15 protein-coding genes and 2 pseudogenes are annotated in these 18282 nt (G+C 69.5%); 9 read left to right on the top strand and 8 right to left on the bottom strand.

All coding sequences use genetic code 11. The features are described 5' to 3' along the window. Nucleotides 1-40: 40 nt before the first annotated feature. Entirely contained in the window at nt 41-691 is a 651-nt protein-coding gene (locus ACWPN3_RS05270) for a chemotaxis protein (RefSeq protein ID WP_492261158.1), read from the bottom strand. Nucleotides 692-851: 160 nt separating this feature from the next. Further along, nucleotides 852-2288: a D-alanyl-D-alanine carboxypeptidase/D-alanyl-D-alanine-endopeptidase gene (locus ACWPN3_RS05265; protein WP_492261157.1), complete on the bottom strand. Its 1437-nt coding sequence runs from the start codon at nt 2286-2288 to the stop codon at nt 852-854. Between the two features lie 138 nt (nt 2289-2426). Here ACWPN3_RS05265 and ACWPN3_RS05260 point away from each other — a divergent pair, with 138 nt between their 5' ends. Beyond that, nucleotides 2427-4310 (top strand): FHA domain-containing protein, encoded by a 1884-nt coding sequence (locus ACWPN3_RS05260; protein ID WP_492243722.1) that lies wholly within the window; start codon nt 2427-2429, stop codon nt 4308-4310. Nucleotides 4311-4331: 21 nt separating this feature from the next. Here ACWPN3_RS05260 and ACWPN3_RS05255 read toward each other — a convergent pair whose 3' ends face one another. From ACWPN3_RS05255 to ACWPN3_RS05245, 3 genes are all read right to left on the bottom strand, one after another. Continuing rightward, nucleotides 4332-5624, bottom strand: coding sequence for an MFS transporter (locus tag ACWPN3_RS05255; RefSeq protein WP_109446013.1), 1293 nt, complete (start codon nt 5622-5624; stop codon nt 4332-4334). 203 nt (nt 5625-5827) lie between these two features. Then, nucleotides 5828-6535, bottom strand: coding sequence for a hypothetical protein (locus tag ACWPN3_RS05250; RefSeq protein WP_492243723.1), 708 nt, complete (start codon nt 6533-6535; stop codon nt 5828-5830). A gap of 112 nt (nt 6536-6647) precedes the next feature. Then, nucleotides 6648-7706, bottom strand: coding sequence for a sensor histidine kinase (locus ACWPN3_RS05245; protein WP_492243724.1), 1059 nt, complete (start codon nt 7704-7706; stop codon nt 6648-6650). A 320-nt stretch (nt 7707-8026) separates the two neighbouring features. Between ACWPN3_RS05245 and ACWPN3_RS05240 the strand changes: the two genes are divergently transcribed. The 8 genes and pseudogenes from ACWPN3_RS05240 (at nt 8027) to ACWPN3_RS05205 (ending at nt 16852) form a co-directional block, all read left to right on the top strand. Further along, nucleotides 8027-9061 (top strand): amino acid ABC transporter substrate-binding protein, encoded by a 1035-nt coding sequence (locus tag ACWPN3_RS05240; RefSeq protein ID WP_109446010.1) that lies wholly within the window; start codon nt 8027-8029, stop codon nt 9059-9061. Between the two features lie 68 nt (nt 9062-9129). Then, the gene (locus ACWPN3_RS05235) at nt 9130-10287 is read left to right on the top strand and encodes an amino acid ABC transporter permease (protein WP_109446009.1); all 1158 of its coding nucleotides are present in this window, start codon (nt 9130-9132) and stop codon (nt 10285-10287) included. A 118-nt stretch (nt 10288-10405) separates the two neighbouring features. Beyond that, nucleotides 10406-11458 (top strand): amino acid ABC transporter permease, encoded by a 1053-nt coding sequence (locus ACWPN3_RS05230; RefSeq protein WP_492243725.1) that lies wholly within the window; start codon nt 10406-10408, stop codon nt 11456-11458. A gap of 21 nt (nt 11459-11479) precedes the next feature. After that, the gene (locus tag ACWPN3_RS05225) at nt 11480-12223 is read left to right on the top strand and encodes an amino acid ABC transporter ATP-binding protein (RefSeq protein WP_042694164.1); all 744 of its coding nucleotides are present in this window, start codon (nt 11480-11482) and stop codon (nt 12221-12223) included. Between the two features lie 35 nt (nt 12224-12258). Further along, nucleotides 12259-12522, top strand: a pseudogene (locus ACWPN3_RS05220) (response regulator); the annotation flags it as partial. A gap of 73 nt (nt 12523-12595) precedes the next feature. Continuing rightward, nucleotides 12596-12967 carry a winged helix-turn-helix domain-containing protein gene (locus tag ACWPN3_RS05215; protein WP_492261156.1) on the top strand — a complete coding sequence of 124 codons (372 nt, stop codon included), beginning with the start codon at nt 12596-12598 and terminating at the stop codon, nt 12965-12967. A gap of 568 nt (nt 12968-13535) precedes the next feature. Next, nucleotides 13536-15764: a methyl-accepting chemotaxis protein gene (locus ACWPN3_RS05210; protein WP_492261155.1), complete on the top strand. Its 2229-nt coding sequence runs from the start codon at nt 13536-13538 to the stop codon at nt 15762-15764. Nucleotides 15765-15808: 44 nt separating this feature from the next. Beyond that, nucleotides 15809-16852 carry an amino acid ABC transporter substrate-binding protein gene (locus tag ACWPN3_RS05205; RefSeq protein ID WP_492243727.1) on the top strand — a complete coding sequence of 348 codons (1044 nt, stop codon included), beginning with the start codon at nt 15809-15811 and terminating at the stop codon, nt 16850-16852. A gap of 7 nt (nt 16853-16859) precedes the next feature. Here ACWPN3_RS05205 and ACWPN3_RS05200 read toward each other — a convergent pair whose 3' ends face one another. The 3 genes and pseudogenes from ACWPN3_RS05200 to ACWPN3_RS05190 all read right to left on the bottom strand — a co-directional run. After that, the gene (locus ACWPN3_RS05200; protein ID WP_492243728.1) at nt 16860-17573 is read right to left on the bottom strand and encodes an ABC transporter ATP-binding protein; all 714 of its coding nucleotides are present in this window, start codon (nt 17571-17573) and stop codon (nt 16860-16862) included. After that, complete coding sequence (locus ACWPN3_RS05195; protein ID WP_492261244.1) at nt 17563-17703, bottom strand: ABC transporter ATP-binding protein C-terminal domain-containing protein; 141 nt, start codon at nt 17701-17703, stop codon at nt 17563-17565. Before ACWPN3_RS05195 ends, ACWPN3_RS05200 begins: the two co-directional genes overlap by 11 nt. A 151-nt stretch (nt 17704-17854) precedes the next feature. Continuing rightward, nucleotides 17855-18247, bottom strand: a pseudogene (locus tag ACWPN3_RS05190) (ATP-binding cassette domain-containing protein); the annotation flags it as partial. Nucleotides 18248-18282: the final 35 nt, after the last annotated feature.

Genomic DNA, 18282 nt, shown 5'->3' with positions numbered 1-18282 from the left:
TGGGAGCGCGCGGCGAACCGGCGCCCCCCGGTCGAGCTTATCAGAACAGCTCGACGTCGCCTTCGATCCGCGTCCGGCCCAGATGCTCCATGTAGGACAACTCGTTGCGGGCGATCTCGTGCAGCGTCTCTCCGCCGATCAGCCGGCGCTGGCTGCGGCCCGTGGTGGGGAAGAAGCGCACGGCGCGCGGGGTGGCGCCGCCGACGTCCCAGCTGACGGTGGGGATGCCCTCCGTCGCCAGATACTCCATGACGAACTCGACGTTGCGCTGGCCGATGTTGGCGGTGCGCAGCGTGTTCAGGTTGACGTTGGCACCGCCGAACAGCTTGGCGCGCAGCCGGTCGCGCCGGCCGGTGACGGCCAGCAGCCGGTTGATCAGATGCTCCATCGCCGTGGCGCCATAGCGCGACGACAGCGACAGCGTGTCGGTTCCGGCGTCGGGCAGCAGGAAATGATTCATGCCGCCGATCTCCGCCACCGGATCGTACAGGCAGGCGGCGACGCAGGAGCCCAGCGTGGTGGTGATGACGACGTTCGGATCGTCGGTGACGACGCAGCCGCCGACGACGATGTTGACCACCTCCGCCCCCAGCCGCTGGTCGTGATAGCGGTTGGCGGCCACATCCTGACGTTCCAGCCGGCGGCGCAGGATTTTGCGCGCGGGTGAGGTGGCGGAACGGTCTGTCATCATCGGGTCGCGGGCTCTCGCTGCTGGTTGCCGACGCATATGGTCCGGATATGCCCGCGATCAATCGACGCAGGCAGGGCTTTCTCAAATCGACTCCGCATCGAATCGACTTTGATCTGCATTTTACCGGTCAGGCTATCTTCTGTCCTATGACCTATCTCAGTCAATAGGTGAGAACCCAGCGTCCCAGCGTCTCGTCCTGCACCCTGCGGGCGGCGGCGGCCCAGCCGCGCGCCTCCGCCGGAATGGCGGTGACCCGGCGGTCGAGCGCGGCGTCCAGCGCTGCCCGGCGCGCCGGGTCGGCGATGAACAGGACGAAGCCCAGCTGCCGGCCGCTGCCCGCCGTCAGCAGCCCGGCCAGCCCCTTCACATAGGCCAGCGTGCCGGTCTTGGCATGGACGCCGGAGGGCAGCGCCTTGCCGTCCTCCTCCCCCGGCAGAAGCTCCCACAAGGCGGGTCCGCCGGCCCGCAGCAGCGCCGCCATCTGCCGCGGCGTGGCGCGCGACCCGGTGCCGAGCCCCGAATGGTTGGCGAGCCGCAGCCCGCGCCAGCCGGCACCCTGGCGCGTCAGCCAGCCCTGCAACAGCGCCGCAGACCGGTCCAGCGTCGCGACCGACGGGTCCAGCCGCCTCGACGCCGCCAGCCCGATCACCTCCGCCGACAAATTGTTGGAATGGCGCAGCAGCCCGCGCGCCAGTTCCGACAGCGGCAGGCTGTCCAGCGCCGCCAACACCGTCGCGCCGGCCGGCGTACGCCCGACCCCCGGCAGCGGCAAAGCGATGCCAGCATCGCCGGCCAGCCGGCGGAACAGGGTGGCGGCGGCCAGCCCCGGCCGCGCCACCGGCACCCAGGCGCCTGCCGCCTCCCCGGCGGCGGGCGGCGCCATCAGCCAGCGGTCGGCCCCGTCCGGCAGCAGAGGAAAGCCCCTGCTCCCGGCCATCGGCCGCACGGCGACGCTGTCCAGCGGCAGGCGCCCGGCATCGGCGACCGTCAGCACCTCCGGCCCGGCAGCACCCCGCTTCCAGTTCAGCAGGGCGCGGTTGTAGTTCAGCGACAGCGCCCCGACCCCGGTGTTGTAGGGGGCCGCCCAGGGCTGCCCGGCGTCGATCTCGGCCAGATCGGGCAGCAGGGCGGTGTCGTACAGGAACCGCCCCTCCACCCGGCGCAGCCCGGCGGCGGCCAGCCCGCCCAGCAGCTGCACCAGCCCCTCCGTCGCCAGCGCCGGGTCGCCGCCGCCTTGCAGGATCAGGTCGCCGCGCAGCACCCCGCCCGTCAGCGGGCCGGTCGCCAGCAGCCGGGTGGCGAAGCGGTGGTCCGGCCCCAGCAGGGCCAGCGCCGCCGCCACCGTCGGCAGCTTCGCCACCGACGCCGGGATGAAGGGGGTGTCCGCCGCCCGCGACTCCAGCACGGTGCCGCTGTCCGGCTCGAACAGGAGATAACCGACCGCGGAACTTTCTAAACCATTGGTGGTGGATGCCAGGGCAGGAAGCGGGCTCAGCGCCGCCGACAGGCCCAGCGATCCCAAGAGACCGAGGAAAGGCCGGCGGCCGAGAGTGGGCCGGTTATCGGGTCGGCTACCGGAGCGACGGATTGCGGTCACGGTTCGGGTCTTTCCGCTTCTGATGGAAGCTTTCATAAAGTATTTTGGTAAAAAATCGCCGGGAATCGCGAACAGGGACGTAGCCGGGCGCCAATCGGAAAAGGACACTCCGACCGGGGCAAGCCAAAGGGGGACGGTATGGCGATGTCCAAGCGGCGCGAAGCGCGCTTCGAGGTGGTGGTCGAGCAGGGCGGCAAGCCCAACATCGACGGCGTCTTTGAAGACGAGAAGTCGGCGACGGAACGCGCCAACTTCCTGCTGCGCCTTGCCAAGTTCCCGGTGGTGCGCGTGGTGAAGGTCACCGGCACCGGCCGGGAAGAAACCATCTTCCAGAAGACCTCTTCCGGCGGCGCCAAGCTGACCACCATCTCGCCCATCGAAACGGCCAACCTCTGCACCGACGTGTTGCAGGTTTTCTCCTTCGACAGCCGGATGACCCTGCTGCGGTTGCTGCGCGGTTACTGGGACGACCAGGGCGTCATTCCGTCGGAGCAGCTTCACCGCTACTATCCGTTGCGCTACTTCGAGCGCGAGGCGCTGCTGTTCAATCCCGCGGTCAGCCGGCTCGCCACCCTCCAGGCGCCGATGCTGGGGGTGAAGCCGCATGAGCGCTATGACCAGATCATCCGCCTGTTCACGGCGCTGAAGGAGCTTGCCCAGAAATCCGACACGCTGGCCCCCTACGACCAGGCCCTGATGCGCGGCGGGATTTCCGGCCTGCTGCTGGCCGCGGTCGACCGGCCGGTGGAGGAGCGCGACCGCATCGTCACCCATGCCTTCGCCACCCTGCTGGAACCGCATCGGGAGTGGGGGGCCAAGCTGACCGCCGTCCTGCGCCTCCACCAGGAGGGCGATGGCGAGAACATCCGTTTGGTCGATGAGTTCTCCGCGGAGATCGTCGACGGTCGGGAGCCGATCCGCGCCCTGATCGGCTATGCGCCCGATCTCGCCTCCGCCCTGCTGGCGCTGCTGGCGGCGCTGCGCGGCGATCTGGACGACCGGCTGCCCCACACCGAGCCGCTGCTGGCGCTGTCGAACGCGCTGGCCTCCGACGGAACCGGCTTCGGCTTCGCCCGCACGCGCGAGGCGCTGCTGCACCGCATCCGCGGCGGGCTGGACGGGCTGACCCCGCTGACCCGCAGCGGGGCGGCCAGCGACGCCCGCGCCTTTGCCGCCATCGTCGACGGCATGATCGCCTTCGACGGCTATATGGGCGGCCCGGCCATGGCCGAGTCGCTGACCCGCCGCGGCAAGACCGTCTGGGCCACCGGCGGCACCGACCTGCCCTTCGAGGAGACGATGATGCGGCTGGCCGGCCGCTTCACCACGGCAGCGGGGCGGCTCGGCTATCTGCTCGACCTCGGCGCCAGCGCCTATGGCCACAAGAAGATCAGCACCGTCATCCAGCGCGTCGCCGACGAATTCAACCGGGTGAAGTCCGCGGCGGAGCTGGCCGCCCCCGGCGCCTCCCTCCAGGAGGTGCGCGAAGGGCTGGGCCGCCGCCTGCGCGCCGCCGGCATCCCGCGGGCGCTGGCCGATGGGCTGATCGCCAAGATCGCCGCCATCCCCGATGACCAGCGCGTGTCGGTGACCGGCATCGGCGTGGTGACGGGCCTGCGGACCGGAGCCGCGCCGCATGCCCAGCCGACGGACATGACGGTCGACATGCGGGCCCCGCCGGCGCCGGCGCTGCGCCTGACGCTCAGCTACCAGGGCCGGACGGTGGCGGTGCCCGATGCTGGCGGCGATCTGGTGATCGGACGCGGGGCGGACTGCGGCATCATGCTGGACCACGCCTCCGCCTCGCGCCGGCATGCCCTGATCCGGCTGCGCGACGGGGTCTTCACGCTGGAGGATCTCAGCCGCAACGGCACCCGTCTGGTGCCGCAGGCCGGCGAGCAGCGCCTGCTGAAGATGGGCGACGTGGCGCCGCTGTCCGGCCGGGGCGAGATCGTCATCGGCTCCCTCGACCTCGGCGAACATCCGGCGCGCATCGCCTGGAGCGTGGCCGGGGGGCGCTGACTTCCTGGCGATGCCGGCCGCTCAGTCCCCGGCGCAGGCCTCGGCCAGCCGGGCCTCGGACTCCCGGGACTCGGACTCCCGGGACTCGGCCGCGCGGCTGGCGGCACGGCTGGCCGTCGCACGGTCGTCCAGCAGCGCCACCGCCCACACCGCCAGACCGCCCAACGCCAGCGCCGCGCCGACCCAGCCGGTGGAGGTCCAGCCCCAGCCGGCGGCGATCGCCATGCCGCCCAGCCAGGGGCCGAGCGCGTTGGCGGCATTGAAGGCGCTGTGGTTCAGCGCGGCGGCCAGCGTCTGCGCATCCTCCGCCACATCCATCAGCCGGGCCTGAAGGGGCGTGCCGAGACCGCCGCCGCAGCCGATCATGAAGACGACGATGGACACCAGCCACACATTGCCGGCGGCGAAGGGATAGAGCGCCAGCGACCCGGCGCTCCACAGCAGGGTGAAGGCGACGGTCGGCATCAGGGCGCGGTCGGCGGCCCAGGCGCTGACCAGCGTGCCGACGGTCATGCCGGACCCGAACACCGCCAGCACAACCGGCACCATCGCCGGCGACACCTGCGTCACCTCCATCAGGGTGGAGGCGACATAGGTGTAGACCGCGAACATGCCGCCGAAGCCGATGGCGCCGATGCCGAGCGTCAGCCAGACCTGCCGCCGCTTGAGCGCGCCCAGTTCGCGCAGCGGGCTGGCATCCGGGTGCGGCCGGTCGTTGGGGGCGAAGATCCAGACCAGCACCACGGTCAGCAGGGCGAGCAGCCCGACCACGCCGAAGCCCCAGCGCCAGCCCAGCACCTGCCCGATCCAGTTCGCCATCGGCACGCCGATGACGGTCGCCACCGTCAGCCCCAGCATGGTCCGCGCCACTGCCTGCGCCCGGCGCTGCGGCGGCACCAGCGAGGCGGCGACCAGCGCCGCGACGCCGAAATAGGCGCCGTGCGGCAGCCCGCTCATGAAGCGGAAGGCCAGCATCCAGCCATAGGAGGGCGAAAAGGCGCTGGCCACATTGGCGGCGGCGAAGACCGCCATCAGCCCGATCAGCAGGGTCCGCCGCGCCACCCGCGCCGCCAGCACCGCGATCACCGGCGCGCCCACCACCACTCCCAGCGCATAGGCGCTGATGACATGGCCGGCGGTCGGCTCGTCGATGCCCAAGCCCTGGGCGAAATAGGGCAGCAGGCTCATCGTCGCGAATTCGGTCGTCCCGATGGCAAATCCACCCATGGCGAGCGCCAGCAGCACCAGACCGGGATGGGCCGAGGCCAGCTGTGCCTCGGCACGCAGGTCGCCGTGATGGCCGGCAGACGCCATTGTCGTTTCTCCGCTGTCGCGCTGGGTCAAGGAAGGCGAAGCCCGGCGGCAGGGGAATCGAAAGCAACCGGGGCAGGGTCAGGATATTTGCCTACCCCCCGCTGAGGCAATCCGCCGCAGGCCGTTAATTCCGCAGGTGCGAAATGACCGGCGGGCATGGCTTATGCCCTCTCCCCCAGGCGAGAGAGGGCTTTCAAGTACCCTTACAGCAGGTCCTTGAACAGCGGCATCTCCGCCGCCTTGTCCCGCTTGCGCGCCTTCTTCGGCTTGGCCGTTTCCGGCTGCTCCAACGGCAACTCGGGTGCGGCCACCGGCATCGGCGGTTCGGCAGCGGTTGGTTTCGCCGTGGGCGGCTTGGCGGCGCGCGGTTTGGCAGCACGCGATTTGGCGGCCGGTTCCGCGGCGACCGGCGGCGCGGGCTCCGGTGCCACGACGACCTCCGGCTCCGCCGGCGGCACGGGCGGCTCCACCGGCGCCACCGCCTCGGGCGGCAGAGCGGGAGCCGCCTCCGGCGCCGCTTCGGCCGCGGGCTTGGCCTTCTTCTTCCGGGACGGCGGGCGCGGCGGGATGCCGACGCCCTCCTTGGCGCGCTGCTTGGCCTGGTCGCGGGCCTGTGCCTCCGGGGCGGCGGGGTCTTCGCTCAGCCATTTGCGGCGCTTGATGACCTCGTTCACCCGGCCCTGATTCACCCCCAGCTGGAAGGCGATCTCCTGCTGGGTCATGTTGGTGGTCTCGTGCAGGTGCAGGATCTCGGTCGCCAGCTCCGGAGTCATCTTGCGCCCGGTCAGCCGGCGCGCCGGCCGGACGGAACGCTGGGAGCGGTCGCGCGCCCGCAGGGACTCCAGGATCTCCAGCGCGGCCGTGTTGCCCGACGCCTTCAATGCGTCCTCGAATTCCTTCAGCGTCGCCATAAGTCCTCTCCTGCTTTCCTCTGCCGGTTCCCCGCAGCAACCGGCAAGATCACAGATAGTTCGTCCGATGGCGACGGAAAAGCCGCGATTGGATTCAAACGGGGATGCCGTCTCAGGCCGGAAAGCGCAGGTCGATCCGCGTTCCTGTGCTGCCGGCAGGTCCATCTGCCGGGCCATAGCTCAACCGGCCGGACAGCTGGACCGCCAGGCTCTGGATGATCTTCCAGCCCAGGCTGGGCAGGTGCTGCGCGTCGAACCCGTCCGGCAGGCCGACGCCATCGTCCGCCACCAGCAGATGCAGCTGGCCGGGCTGGCCGGGCACCTCGCTCAGCTCGATGGTGACGGTGCCGCCACCACCGCCGCCACCATCGCCGTCACGGCCGGTGAAGGCGTGCTTCAGGCTGTTGGTCAGCGCCTCCACGATCAGCATGGCCAGCGCCAGCAGCCGTTCGGGCGACCGCGGCGCGGCCTGCACGCTCACGCGGCAGGTGACGCCGGACATGCCGGCCGCCGCCAGCATGTCCCGGCACAGCGCGTCGATGTGGCTGCCGAAATCGTCGCCGGATTGCGGATCGTGCAGGCGCCGGTGCACCCGGGCCATGGTGTCGAGCCGCTTCCCAGCCTCCTCCAGCGCCGCCAGCGCCCCTTCCGGCGACTGGTTGATCGACCGTCGTTGCAGGGCAAGCAGGGCGGAGACGAACTGCATGTTGTTGGCGACGCGGTGCTGCAGCTCGTGGAACATGGTGGTCTGCGCCTCCAGCAGGGAGGCGGTACGGCCGCGCTCCTCGTTCAGGCGCGCCAGCGTCACCTGCATGCCATGGATCAGCGCGATGTCGACGGTGACGATCACGGCATAGAAGGCCAGCGCCAGCCCGACGGAGGCATCCAGACCGAGGGAGTAATAGGGCGGAATGAAGAAATACCAGGCCGCCAGTCCCGACAGCACCGCAACCGCCACCCCCGGCCCCCGACCGGCCATGAAGGTGGTCAAAATCACCGCCGGAAAGAAGGTGAGATAGGGAAAGCCGGTGGGCAGGGTGCCGTCGGCGGCCAGACGCAACACCAGCGCGACAGCGAAAGTCAGCAGGGCGGCGCCATAGCGCTGCACCGGCCCGCGCCGCAGCAGCGAAAAGCGCGCAAACCACCGCCAGACCGGCCGATCGGACCCCATTCCCTCAAAACCCCCAGGATTCCCGGCGAAAACATATGGCCGACACCAATCGCTTGTAAGGGCAAGGCCAAGCCCGTGCACGTGAATTATCGGCCGGCCCCCGTGACCATCGTCGGGAGAAGCCCGGCCATCGCCTTCGCCGTGCGCGCGGCCCATCTGTCCAAAGCTGTTCACATTTCCACCACATCCGTTCATGACGGGCGGGCACTTTGTTCAATCCACGGAGCGATTGTAGCGGCATGCGGCGGCCGGAGCCCCCTGCCCCGGCGCCCAACGAACCACCAAGGCTGAAGGAGCCCCGCCCCGTGAAGACCCGTGCCATGAAGTCCCGTCTGAGCGCGCTCGCCATCGCGGCCACGCTGTCGGTCTCCGCTTTCGCCCTGTCCGGCACGGCCCAGGCCGGCGCCACCTTCGACGGCGTGAAGCAGAAGGGCTACGTCCAGTGCGGCGTCAACCTGGGCCTGTACGGCTTCTCCTCGCCCGACGACAAGGGCAAGTGGTCGGGCCTCGACGTCGACATGTGCCGCGCCGTCGCCGCCGCCATGTTCGGCGATGCCGAGAAGGTGAAGTACACCCCGCTGTCGGCGCAGCAGCGCCTGCCGGCGCTCCAGTCCGGCGAGATCGACCTGCTGGCCCGCAACACCACCCGCACCCTGACCCGCGACACCGCCAACGGCCTGAACTTCGCGCCGACCAACTATTTCGACGGCCAGGGCTTCATGGTGTCGGCCAAGCTCGGGCTGAAGAGCGCCAAGCAGCTGAACGGCGCCACCGTCTGCGTCCTGCCCGGCACCACGACCGAGCAGAACGTGTCGGACTACTTCCGCGCCAACAAGATGACCTTCAAGCCGGTCGTCATCGAGAAGAACGAGGAGCTGAACAAGGCCTTCTTCGCCGGCCGCTGCGACGCCCTGACCTCCGACGCCTCCCAGCTGGCCGCCATCCGCGCCGCCGAGGTGCAGAACCCCAACGACTACGTCATCCTGCCCGAGCTGATCTCCAAGGAGCCGCTGTCCCCGGCCGTGCGCCAGGGCGACGAGGAGTGGATGAACCTGGTCACCTGGGCCTTCTACGCCATGGTCCAGGCCGAGGAGAAGGGCCTGACCTCGGAGACCGTCGACGCCGCCATGACCTCGCCCGATCCGGACGTGAAGCGCCTGCTGGGCGTCACCGCCGGCAACGGCAAGGCGCTGGGCGTCGAGGAGAACTGGGCCTACGCCATCATCAAGCAGGTCGGCAACTACGCCCAGAGCTATGAGCGCAACGTCGGCTCGGGCTCCAAGCTGAAGATGCCGCGCGGCCAGAACGCCCTCTACACCGAAGGCGGCCTGATGTACGCCCCGCCGATGAAGTAAGGGCGCCCTCCCTCCCTTCCCCTTCCGGGGGAAGGGAGGGCCTTTCACCCCCCGCACGGAGCAACACCATGACAAACCCGGTCCAGGCGCTGAATTCCGCGCGCGTGCGGGGGTGGCTGTATCAGGCTCTGTTCCTGGCCTGCGCCCTCGCCGTCGCCTGGTATCTCGTCTCCAACACCCTGACCAACCTCGCCACCCGCGGCGTCGCCACCGGTTTCGGCTTCCTGCACCGCGAGGCCGGCTTCGAGATCGGCGAGAGCCTGCTGCCCTATTCCGCGTCCGACACCTACCTGACGGCCCTGGTGGTCGGCCTCCTGAACACGCTGGCGGTGTCGGCCGCCGGTGTCGTGCTGGCGACCGTGCTGGGCGTGCTGATCGGCATCGGGCGGCTGTCGTCCAACTGGATGGTGAACCGCTTCGCCACCCTGTATGTCGAGACGGTGCGCAACGTGCCGCTGCTGTTGCAGCTGGTGGTCTGGTACACCATCCTGAACCGGCTCCCCAGCCCGCGCGAGGCGCTGGAGGTGCTGCCGGGCATCTTCCTCAGCAACCGCGGCATGAAGTTCCCGGTCCTGGTGGAGCATGCCGGCCATGGCTGGATCCTGCTGGCGCTGGTCGCCGGCATCGCCGCCGCCATCGCCGTCGTCCGCTACGGCCGCCGCCGGCGCGAGACCACCGGCAAGCCCTTCCCGACCCTGCCGGCCGTCATCGCCGCCCTGCTGCTGCCGCCGGCGCTCGCCTTCATCGTCACCGGCGCCCCGCTGGCCTTCGACGTGCCGGCATTGGCCGGCTTCAATTTCGAGGGCGGCGGATCGGTCACCCCGGAATTCACCGCGCTGCTGATCGGCCTATCGGTCTACACCGCCGGCTTCATCGCCGAGATCGTGCGCTCCGGCATCCTCGCCGTGCCGCACGGCCAGACCGAGGCCGGGCTGGCGCTGGGCCTGTCGCCGGGCAAGATCCTGCGCCTCGTCATCCTGCCGCAGGCGCTGCGCGTCATCGTGCCGCCGCTGACCAGCCAGTATCTGAACCTGACCAAGAACAGCTCGCTGGCGGTCGCCATCGGCTATCCGGACCTGGTCAGCGTCTCCAACACCTCGGCCAACCAGACCGGCCAGGTGGTGGAGGCAGTGGCGATGATGATGCTCGTCTATCTCATCATCAGCCTCGCGATCTCCGGCTTCATGAACTGGTACAACCGCCGCGTGGCTCTGGTGACCCGATGAGCAAGCAGTTCCCGGCCGATCCGGCCCCGATTCCCACCGCTCCCGTCCCCCCGCCCATTGGGCCGCGTCCTACGAGGAGGAGCCGACCCAGGCCTCCGCCCCGCCGCAGGCCAACGGCATGACGGCGCTGAAGCCCTTCGGCTGGGCGAAGGACAACCTCTTCAACACGCCGCTGAACACCGCGCTGACGCTGGCCTGCCTGTTCCTGCTGTGGCTGGTGGTGCCGCCGATGGCGAACTGGCTGCTGCTGAACGCCAGCTGGTCCGGGTCGTCGGAGGCCTGCCGCGAGGCGGCCGGCGCCTGCTGGTCGGTGATCGTGGTCAAGCACCGGCTGATCTTCTTCGGCACCTACCCCTATGACGAGCAGTGGCGCCCCTTCCTGGCCTGCGCCCTGTTCGTGGCGATGCTGGGGGCCAGCGGCGTCCGCGCCTTCTGGCGGCCCTGGCTGGCCGTCGCCTGGGCGCTGACCCTGGTCGGCATGGGCGTGCTGATGTGGGGCGGCATCGCCGGCCTCACCTATGTGCCGAACGACCGCTGGGGCGGGCTGCCGATCACGCTGATGCTGTCGGTCTTCTCCATCGCTCTCGCCTTCCCGCTGTCGATCCTGCTGGCGCTGGGCCGCCAGTCCTCGCTGCCCGCCATCCGCACCTTCTGCGTCGGCTTCATCGAGACGATGCGCGGCGTGCCGCTGGTCAGCGTGCTGTTCATGGCCTCGGTGATGTTCCCGCTGTTCCTGCCGGAAGGCGTCACGGTCGACAAGCTGCTGCGGGCACTCGCCGGCATGACGCTCTTCACCGCCGCCTATCTGGCCGAGGCCGTGCGCGGCGGCTTGCAGGCGATCCCCAGGGGCCAGTACGAGGCCGCCGACGCGCTTGGCCTCAGCTACTGGCAGAAGACGATGCTGATCGTCCTGCCGCAGGCCCTGCGCATCGTCATCCCGCCCATCGTCAACCAGTTCATCAGCGCCTTCAAGGACACCTCGCTGGTCACCATCGTCGGCCTGTACGACCTGCTGACCGCCGCCACCGTCGCGACGACCGACCCCGAATGGCGCCCCTATTTCGCCGAGGTCTATGTCTTCGCCGGGCTGATGTTCTGGATCTTCTGCTTCAGCATGTCGCGCTACAGCCAGTGGCTGGAGCGTCTGGCCAACCGCTACACCCGCCGCTGACCGGCCTTCTGGAGACACGCCATGACCGCCAACGCCATCATCGAACTCCGCAAGGTCGGCAAGTGGTACAACAGCTATCACGCGCTGCGCGACGTCAGCATCAGCATCGGCAAGGGTGAGAAGGTCGTCGTCTGCGGCCCCTCCGGGTCGGGCAAGTCGACGATGATCCGCTGCATCAACCGGCTCGAGGCGCACCAGACCGGCCACATCATCGTCGACGGCATCGAGCTGACCGACGACGTCAAGGCGGTGGAGAAGATCCGCCGCAAGGTCGGCATGGTGTTCCAGAACTTCAACCTGTTCCCGCACCTGACGGTGCTCCAGAACCTGACGCTGGCCCCGATCTGGGTCCGCGGCATGGCGAAGTCCGAGATCGAGGAAATCGCCATGATGTACCTGAAGCGGGTGCGCATCCCCGACCAGGCGCACAAGTTCCCCGGCCAGCTGTCCGGCGGCCAGCAGCAGCGCGTCGCCATCGCCCGCGCGCTGTGCATGCGCCCCGAGATCATGCTGTTCGACGAGCCGACCTCGGCACTCGACCCCGAAATGGTCAAGGAGGTGCTGGACGTCATGACCGAGCTGGCCGGCGAGGGCATGACCATGGTCTGCGTCACCCACGAAATGGGCTTCGCCCGGCAGGTCGCCGACTCTATTGTCTTCATGGCCGAAGGCTCGATCATCGAGAGCGGGTCGCCGGCCGAATTCTTCGAAAACCCGAAAAGCGAGCGCACCCGCCAGTTCCTGGGCCAGATCCTGGAGCATTGAGGCAAAAGGCGCGCTGAGAGGCGGACAAGAGGGTCATGGCGGCGACCATTGCCATCACCGACGACGACGCGGTGACGCGCGAGACGCTGAAGTCCTATCTGACAGATGAGGGCTTCGACGTCCTGCTGGCCCGAAGTGCGGAGGAGCTGAAGGATCTGCTGGCGGCGGCGTCGGTGGACGTGGTGCTGCTCGACATCCGGCTGCCGCGCCAGGATGGGCTGACCCTGACCCGCGAGCTTCGCGCGGTGTCGGAGATCGGCATCATCCTGGTCAGCAGCCGGGCGGAGAAGCTGGACCGCATCATCGGGCTGGAGATGGGGGCCGACGACTACATCGCGAAGCCCTTCGAGCCGCGAGAAGATCCTGGCCCGGGTGCGGAACCTGCTGCGCCGGCTGAAGGCGCCGGGCGACCAGCGCGACGACCGCCGGCGCTGCTTCTCCGGCTGGACGCTGTGGCTCGACCGCATGCGCCTGACCGACCCGCAGGGCAACCCGGTGCGGCTGACCGGCGCCGAGTTCGAGCTGCTGTCGACCTTCGTCTGCAACCCCGGCCGGGTGATGAACCGCGACTATCTGCTGACGGCGACGACGCGGCGCAAGACGGATGCCACCGACCGCACCATCGACAGCCTGGTCCGCCGCCTGCGCCGCCTGATCGAGACCGATCCGGCGGACCCGAGGCTGATCGTCACCGTCCACGGCACAGGCTACCTGTTCGCCGGCGACGTCACGCAGGATGGGTAAGGAGTTCTTCGAACCGGCCGGAATCCCCTCTCCCCCCGGGGAGAGGGTTAGGGTGAGGGGGTCGCGCGGCGAGGATCTTCATAGAGTCGCACACTCCCCCATTCGCCACCGAATCCACTCCCTGCATCCCCCTCACCCCGACCCTCTCCCCAGGGGGGAGAGGGGGTATAGGGCGCCCATCCACCTAACCCCGAGCAAACTCCCCCGTCGCTTCAGTCTCGCGGCGGCCACGCGCTCGGCAGCCTGGGTCACGGAAATCGCGAAAATTTTTCGCGCGCTTCCGTGGCCCATTTTTTATGCGTTAACGCGGGCAGACAGCCTGCTCCGAAGTCAATCCACCACATCCGGTTGCTTTTCTTCTTGTCGGATTCCCCCCTGGGAAAGTCATAGACCGCATATCCGCCCAAAAGACCACCTGTTTCCTTAGCGCCTTCATCCCCGCTTGCCTCAAATACAAACGAAAAGACACGAACTGTTCACAAATGAACGCTAAACCGTTCAAAGGGCCCTGCGACGATATGCGTGTAGCAATCCGTTGAAACCGTTCACTGGCGGCGGGGGTTTGGGCATGACGGCGATCTCGACGAATGCGGGCAGCACCTTGGACGATGGCGGTGCGCGCCACCGCTTCTGGACCCTGCGCCGCGCCATGGTGTCGGTGGTGGGCGTGCTGGTGGCGGCGCTGATCGCCAGCCAGGCCTGGGTGTCGCAGCGTTACACCGACTTCGCGCTGACCACCTTCAACAGCAGTGCCGCGGCCACCCTGCGGGTTCTCGCCAACGACCGCATCCGCAAGAACTACACGGACTGGCTCCAGGGCCATGCCAACGAATGGAGCCGCGACGCCTTCCTGGTCGACAGCATCAACCAGAAGGACCCGGCCAAGACGATGCTGGCGCTGAAGAACATCAACGCGCGGCCCGTGGTGGTCGACCGCGAGGTGCGGCTGGTCTCGGTCGCCGTGTTCGACGCCGACATGGCGCGCATCGCCGCCACCGGCGGGGAGCAGGACAGCGTCGCCACCGTCGCCCCGCTGTTCGAGGCGCTGAAGACCCGCGACATCGCCGACAAGCGCCGTCCGGCCAGCCTGCTGTGGCGCGACGGCCAGGGTCGGCCGCTGTTCAGCATGATCGTCCCCATCGGCGGCTTCCGCGTCCTGGGCTTTTTGGAGGTGGTGACCGATCCCCTGCCCGCCCTGTCCAACCTGGGCGCCGTGCTCGACGCCGACATCCGCATCACCGACGCCAAGGGCGGCGTTCTGTTCGAGGCGAAGGGCGGCGAGCCGTCGGCCCATGCGCAGCTCTCCACCACCACCGTGGCGCTCGGCGGCGATGGCGGGCTGCCTTGGGCGACGGCGGAGATCTCGCGCGACGTGTCGGAATTCGTCGGCGCGACGGAGGCCCTGCGCAACGACGCCCTCAAGATGGTCGCCGCCTTCGCGCTGGCCGTCGCCATCGCCGCCGCCCTGCTGCTGCGCGTCGCCGTCATCGCCAACCTGCGCAAGTTCGCCCGCGCCATGGAGCAGATCGCCGCCGGCGACCTGTCCATCGAGGTTCCCCGCACCGGCCGCGACGAGCTGGCGGTGATGGCCGCCGCGCTGCGCCGCCTGCGCGGCAGCGTCGAGCAGGTGCTGCTGATGAAGCGGATGGTCGACAGCAGCCCGGTGCCGACCGCCCTCCTGCGCACCGACGGCCCAAATGGCGAAGGGCAGGTCGGCTTCGTCAATCCCGCCGCCCGGACCTTCTGCGAGGCGCACGGCATCGACCCGGCCGGTCCCGACCTGCTGGCCCAGGGGCCGGACTTCACCGCCGCCTGCACCGACCCCGCCCGTCCGCAGATCCCGCGCCGCACCCTGACGGTGGACGAGACGACGGTGGAGGCCCATGTCGACACCGTGTTCGACGACCAGGGCAACGTGCTGGGCAAGACGCTGTCCTGGACCGACGTGACCGAGCAGATGCGCTCGGCAGCGCTGGCCCGCCAGCTGATGGAGGACGTGCATCAGGTGGCGTCGGGCGTCGCCACCCAGTCGGGCCAGCTGCGCGAGCTGGCCGACGCGCTGCGCCGCGAATCCTCCGGCACCATCGACAGCACGGTCAGCGCCGGCAGCTTCGTCGCCGAGAGCAACCGCAACGCCAACACCTGCAACGACAGCGCCGGCACGCTGATGGACACCATCGGCACCGTCTCCAGCCTGACGAGCGAGGCGGCCGGCGTGGTCGGCGCAACGCTGGGCGAGCTGACCGCCGCCCGCGAGGTGGTCGGCCAGCTGGGCGACAACACCGAGCAGATCCGCCGCATCGTCGACGTCATCACCGGCATCGCCCACCAGACCAAGCTCTTGGCGCTGAACGCCACCATCGAGGCGGCGGCGGCCGGCGTGGCGGGCCGCGGTTTCGCCGTGGTGGCGGCGGAGGTGAAGAAGCTGGCGGAGGAGACCGCCAACGCCACCGTGCAGATCGCCACGTCGGTCAGCGCCATCAACGGCAGCATCCAGAACACCGTCGGCACCTTCGCCCGCATCTCCGGCTCGGTCGAGCGCATCAGCGAGGTGCAGGAGCTGATCGGCGGTGCCGTGGCCCGCCAGACCAACTCCTCCACCGACATCCGCCGCCGCGTCGGCGTGATCGCCGGCAACACCGGCGAGGTGGCGAGCCTGATCGACGGCGTCAGTGCCCAGGCCGCCCGCACCGGCGACATCGCCGCCTCGCTGACCGAGACGGCGAACACGCTGGCCGAGGAAGCGGCTTCGCTGCATAGTCTGCTCGGCACGCTGCGCGCCGGGCAGGCGGCCTGACCCCGCCCGCCGCCGGCACGCGGTGGAAGAGGCGGGTCAGGGGAATGGGTGTCGGAATGCGGCTGGTGTTGCTTGTGCTGCTGGCGATGGTTTCGGCCTTACCGGCGCTAATGCCACCGGCCTGGGCCGAGGACGGCGACACGCTGGAGCGCATCCACGGCCGCGGCTTCCTGATCTGCGGCCTGCGCAGCGGCGTCAGCGGCATCTCCTTCTCCGACCCGCAGGGGCATCTCGACGGCTTCCTGGTCGATGTCTGCCGGGTCTTCGCCGCGGCGACGCTCGGCAACGCCCAGGCCATCCGCGTCGTCCGCCTGCCGGAGAAGCCGCAGGAATTCCAGGCGGTGGAGAAGCACGAGGTCGACGTGGCACTGACCACCACGACCTGGACCTTCAGCCGCGAGCTGTCGCACGACATCGAGTTCCTGATGCCGCTGCTGCATGACGGCCAGGGCTTCGCCATCCACTCGGACGGCACCCCGCCGCCGCCGCTCGACCGGCTGGGTGTGCGCACCGTCTGCGTCAAGACCGCCACCACCACGGTCCGCAATCTGGAGGACCATATCCGCAAGTCCGACCTGCCCTGGACGATCCGCACCTTCCAGACGCTGGACGAGGCGTTGCAGGCGTTCCTCGCCCATGAATGCGACCTGCTGACCACCGACCGCACGGTGCTGGTGACCTCGCTGGCCGGCTACCGCCAGGCGGGAATGGGCATTTACATCTACCCCGACGTGATCTCGCGCGAGCCGCTGACGCCCTACATCGCGCGCGGCGACCGCAACTGGTACGACATCACCCGCTGGGTGCTCCACGCCATCGTGCTGGCCGATGCCAAGGGCGTCACCTCGGCCGACGTCCAGGCCGGCCGCATCCCCGACGATCCCGAACTGCACCGCATGCTGGGCCACGCCGGCAGCGTCTCCCGCACCCTCGGACTGCCCGACGACTGGGCCTTGCAGGTGCTGGCCCAGGTCGGGAACTACGGCGAGATCTTCGACCGCAACCTCGGCACCCCCTACGGCATGGACCGCGGCATGAACAAGCCCTGGACCCAGGGCGGCCTGCTCTACGCGCCACCGTTCCGGTAGGCCCCCCCTACGCCGCCAGCGCAACGCCCAGATGCCGCTCCAGCAGCGCCGGATCGGCCTTCGCCTGCGCCGCCGGCCCGGCATGCACCACCCGGCCGCGGTCGAGGAAGACCACGCGGTCGGCAAAGTCCAGCGCGCGGTCGACCTGCTGCTCCACCAGCAGGATGGTCATGTCGAGCCTGGACAGCGCCGCCATCAGCGTGTCGCAAATCACCGGCGCCAGCCCTTCCAGCGGCTCGTCCAGCAGCAGCACCGTCGGCTTGCCGAGAAGCGCGCGGGCGACCGACAGCATCTGCTGCTCGCCGCCCGACAGTTCGCCGCCGCCGTTGCGCCGCCGCTCGCCCAGCCGGGGGAACAGCTCGTACGCCTCCTCCAGCGCCGAACGCGGCCGCCCCTTCAGCCCGGTGACGAGATTCTCCTCCACCGTCAGCGATTTGAAGATGTCGCGCGTCTGCGGCACATAGCCGAGCCCGGCTGCCGCGCGACCCGAGCTAGTTATCCCACCGAGTTCCACCCCGTCCAGCCGGATGCTGCCGCCATGGCGGGTGGTCTGGCCGACCAGCGTCGCCAGAATCGTCGTCTTGCCCACCCCGTTGCGGCCGAGCAGGGCCAGCCGCCCGCCCGCCGGCACGGCCAGCGACACGCCGTCGAGGATCAGCGTCTTGCCGTAGCCGGCGCGCAGATCCGCGATCTCGAAAGCCCCACGCGGCTCAGTGTGCATCGGCACGGCTCCCGAGATAGACCTCGCGCACGCGCGGGTCGGCGACGATCTCCCTGGCGGTGCCGCTGCACAGCAACCGCCCCTGCGCCAGCACGACGATGGTCTTCGCGAAGCGGAACACCAAATCCATGTCGTGCTCGATCATCAGCACCGCCAGAATCCTTGGGCAGCCGGTCGATGGCGTCGAGGATGCGCTGGCTTTCCGAATGGGGCACGCCGGCCGCCGGCTCGTCGAGGATCAGCACCTTCGGCTTCATGGCGAGCGCCAGCGCGATCTCCAGCAGCCGCTGCTGCCCGTAGGCCAGCGAGCCGACCGCCGTGTGCGCCGCATGGGTCAGCCCCATGGCATCGAGCAGCCCCGCCACCTCGTCGGCCAGCCCGGCCACCCTGGCGACATTGGCGAACAGCCGGAAGGTGCGGCGGTCGCGCTGGAGGACGGCCAGTTCCAGATGCTCGCGCACCGTCATCGACTTGAACAGCCGCGCCACCTGGAAGCTGCGGATCAGCCCCAGCCGCACCCGCTCCGCCGCCGGCAGCCTCGTGATGTCGCGGCCGTCCAGCCGGATGGTGCCGGCGCTGGGCGGGATCACCCCGGTGACGAGGTTGACGAAGGTCGTCTTGCCGGCCCCGTTCGGCCCGATCAGGGCACAGCGGTCGCCGGCACTCAGCGTCATGGTGATGTCGGACGACACCTGCAAACCGCCGAAAT

Source organism: Azospirillum sp. UENF 111221 (genome assembly GCF_058780625.1).
Note: the sequence above shows the minus strand (reverse complement) of the source record. Positions and strands in the feature narration are given on the sequence as shown.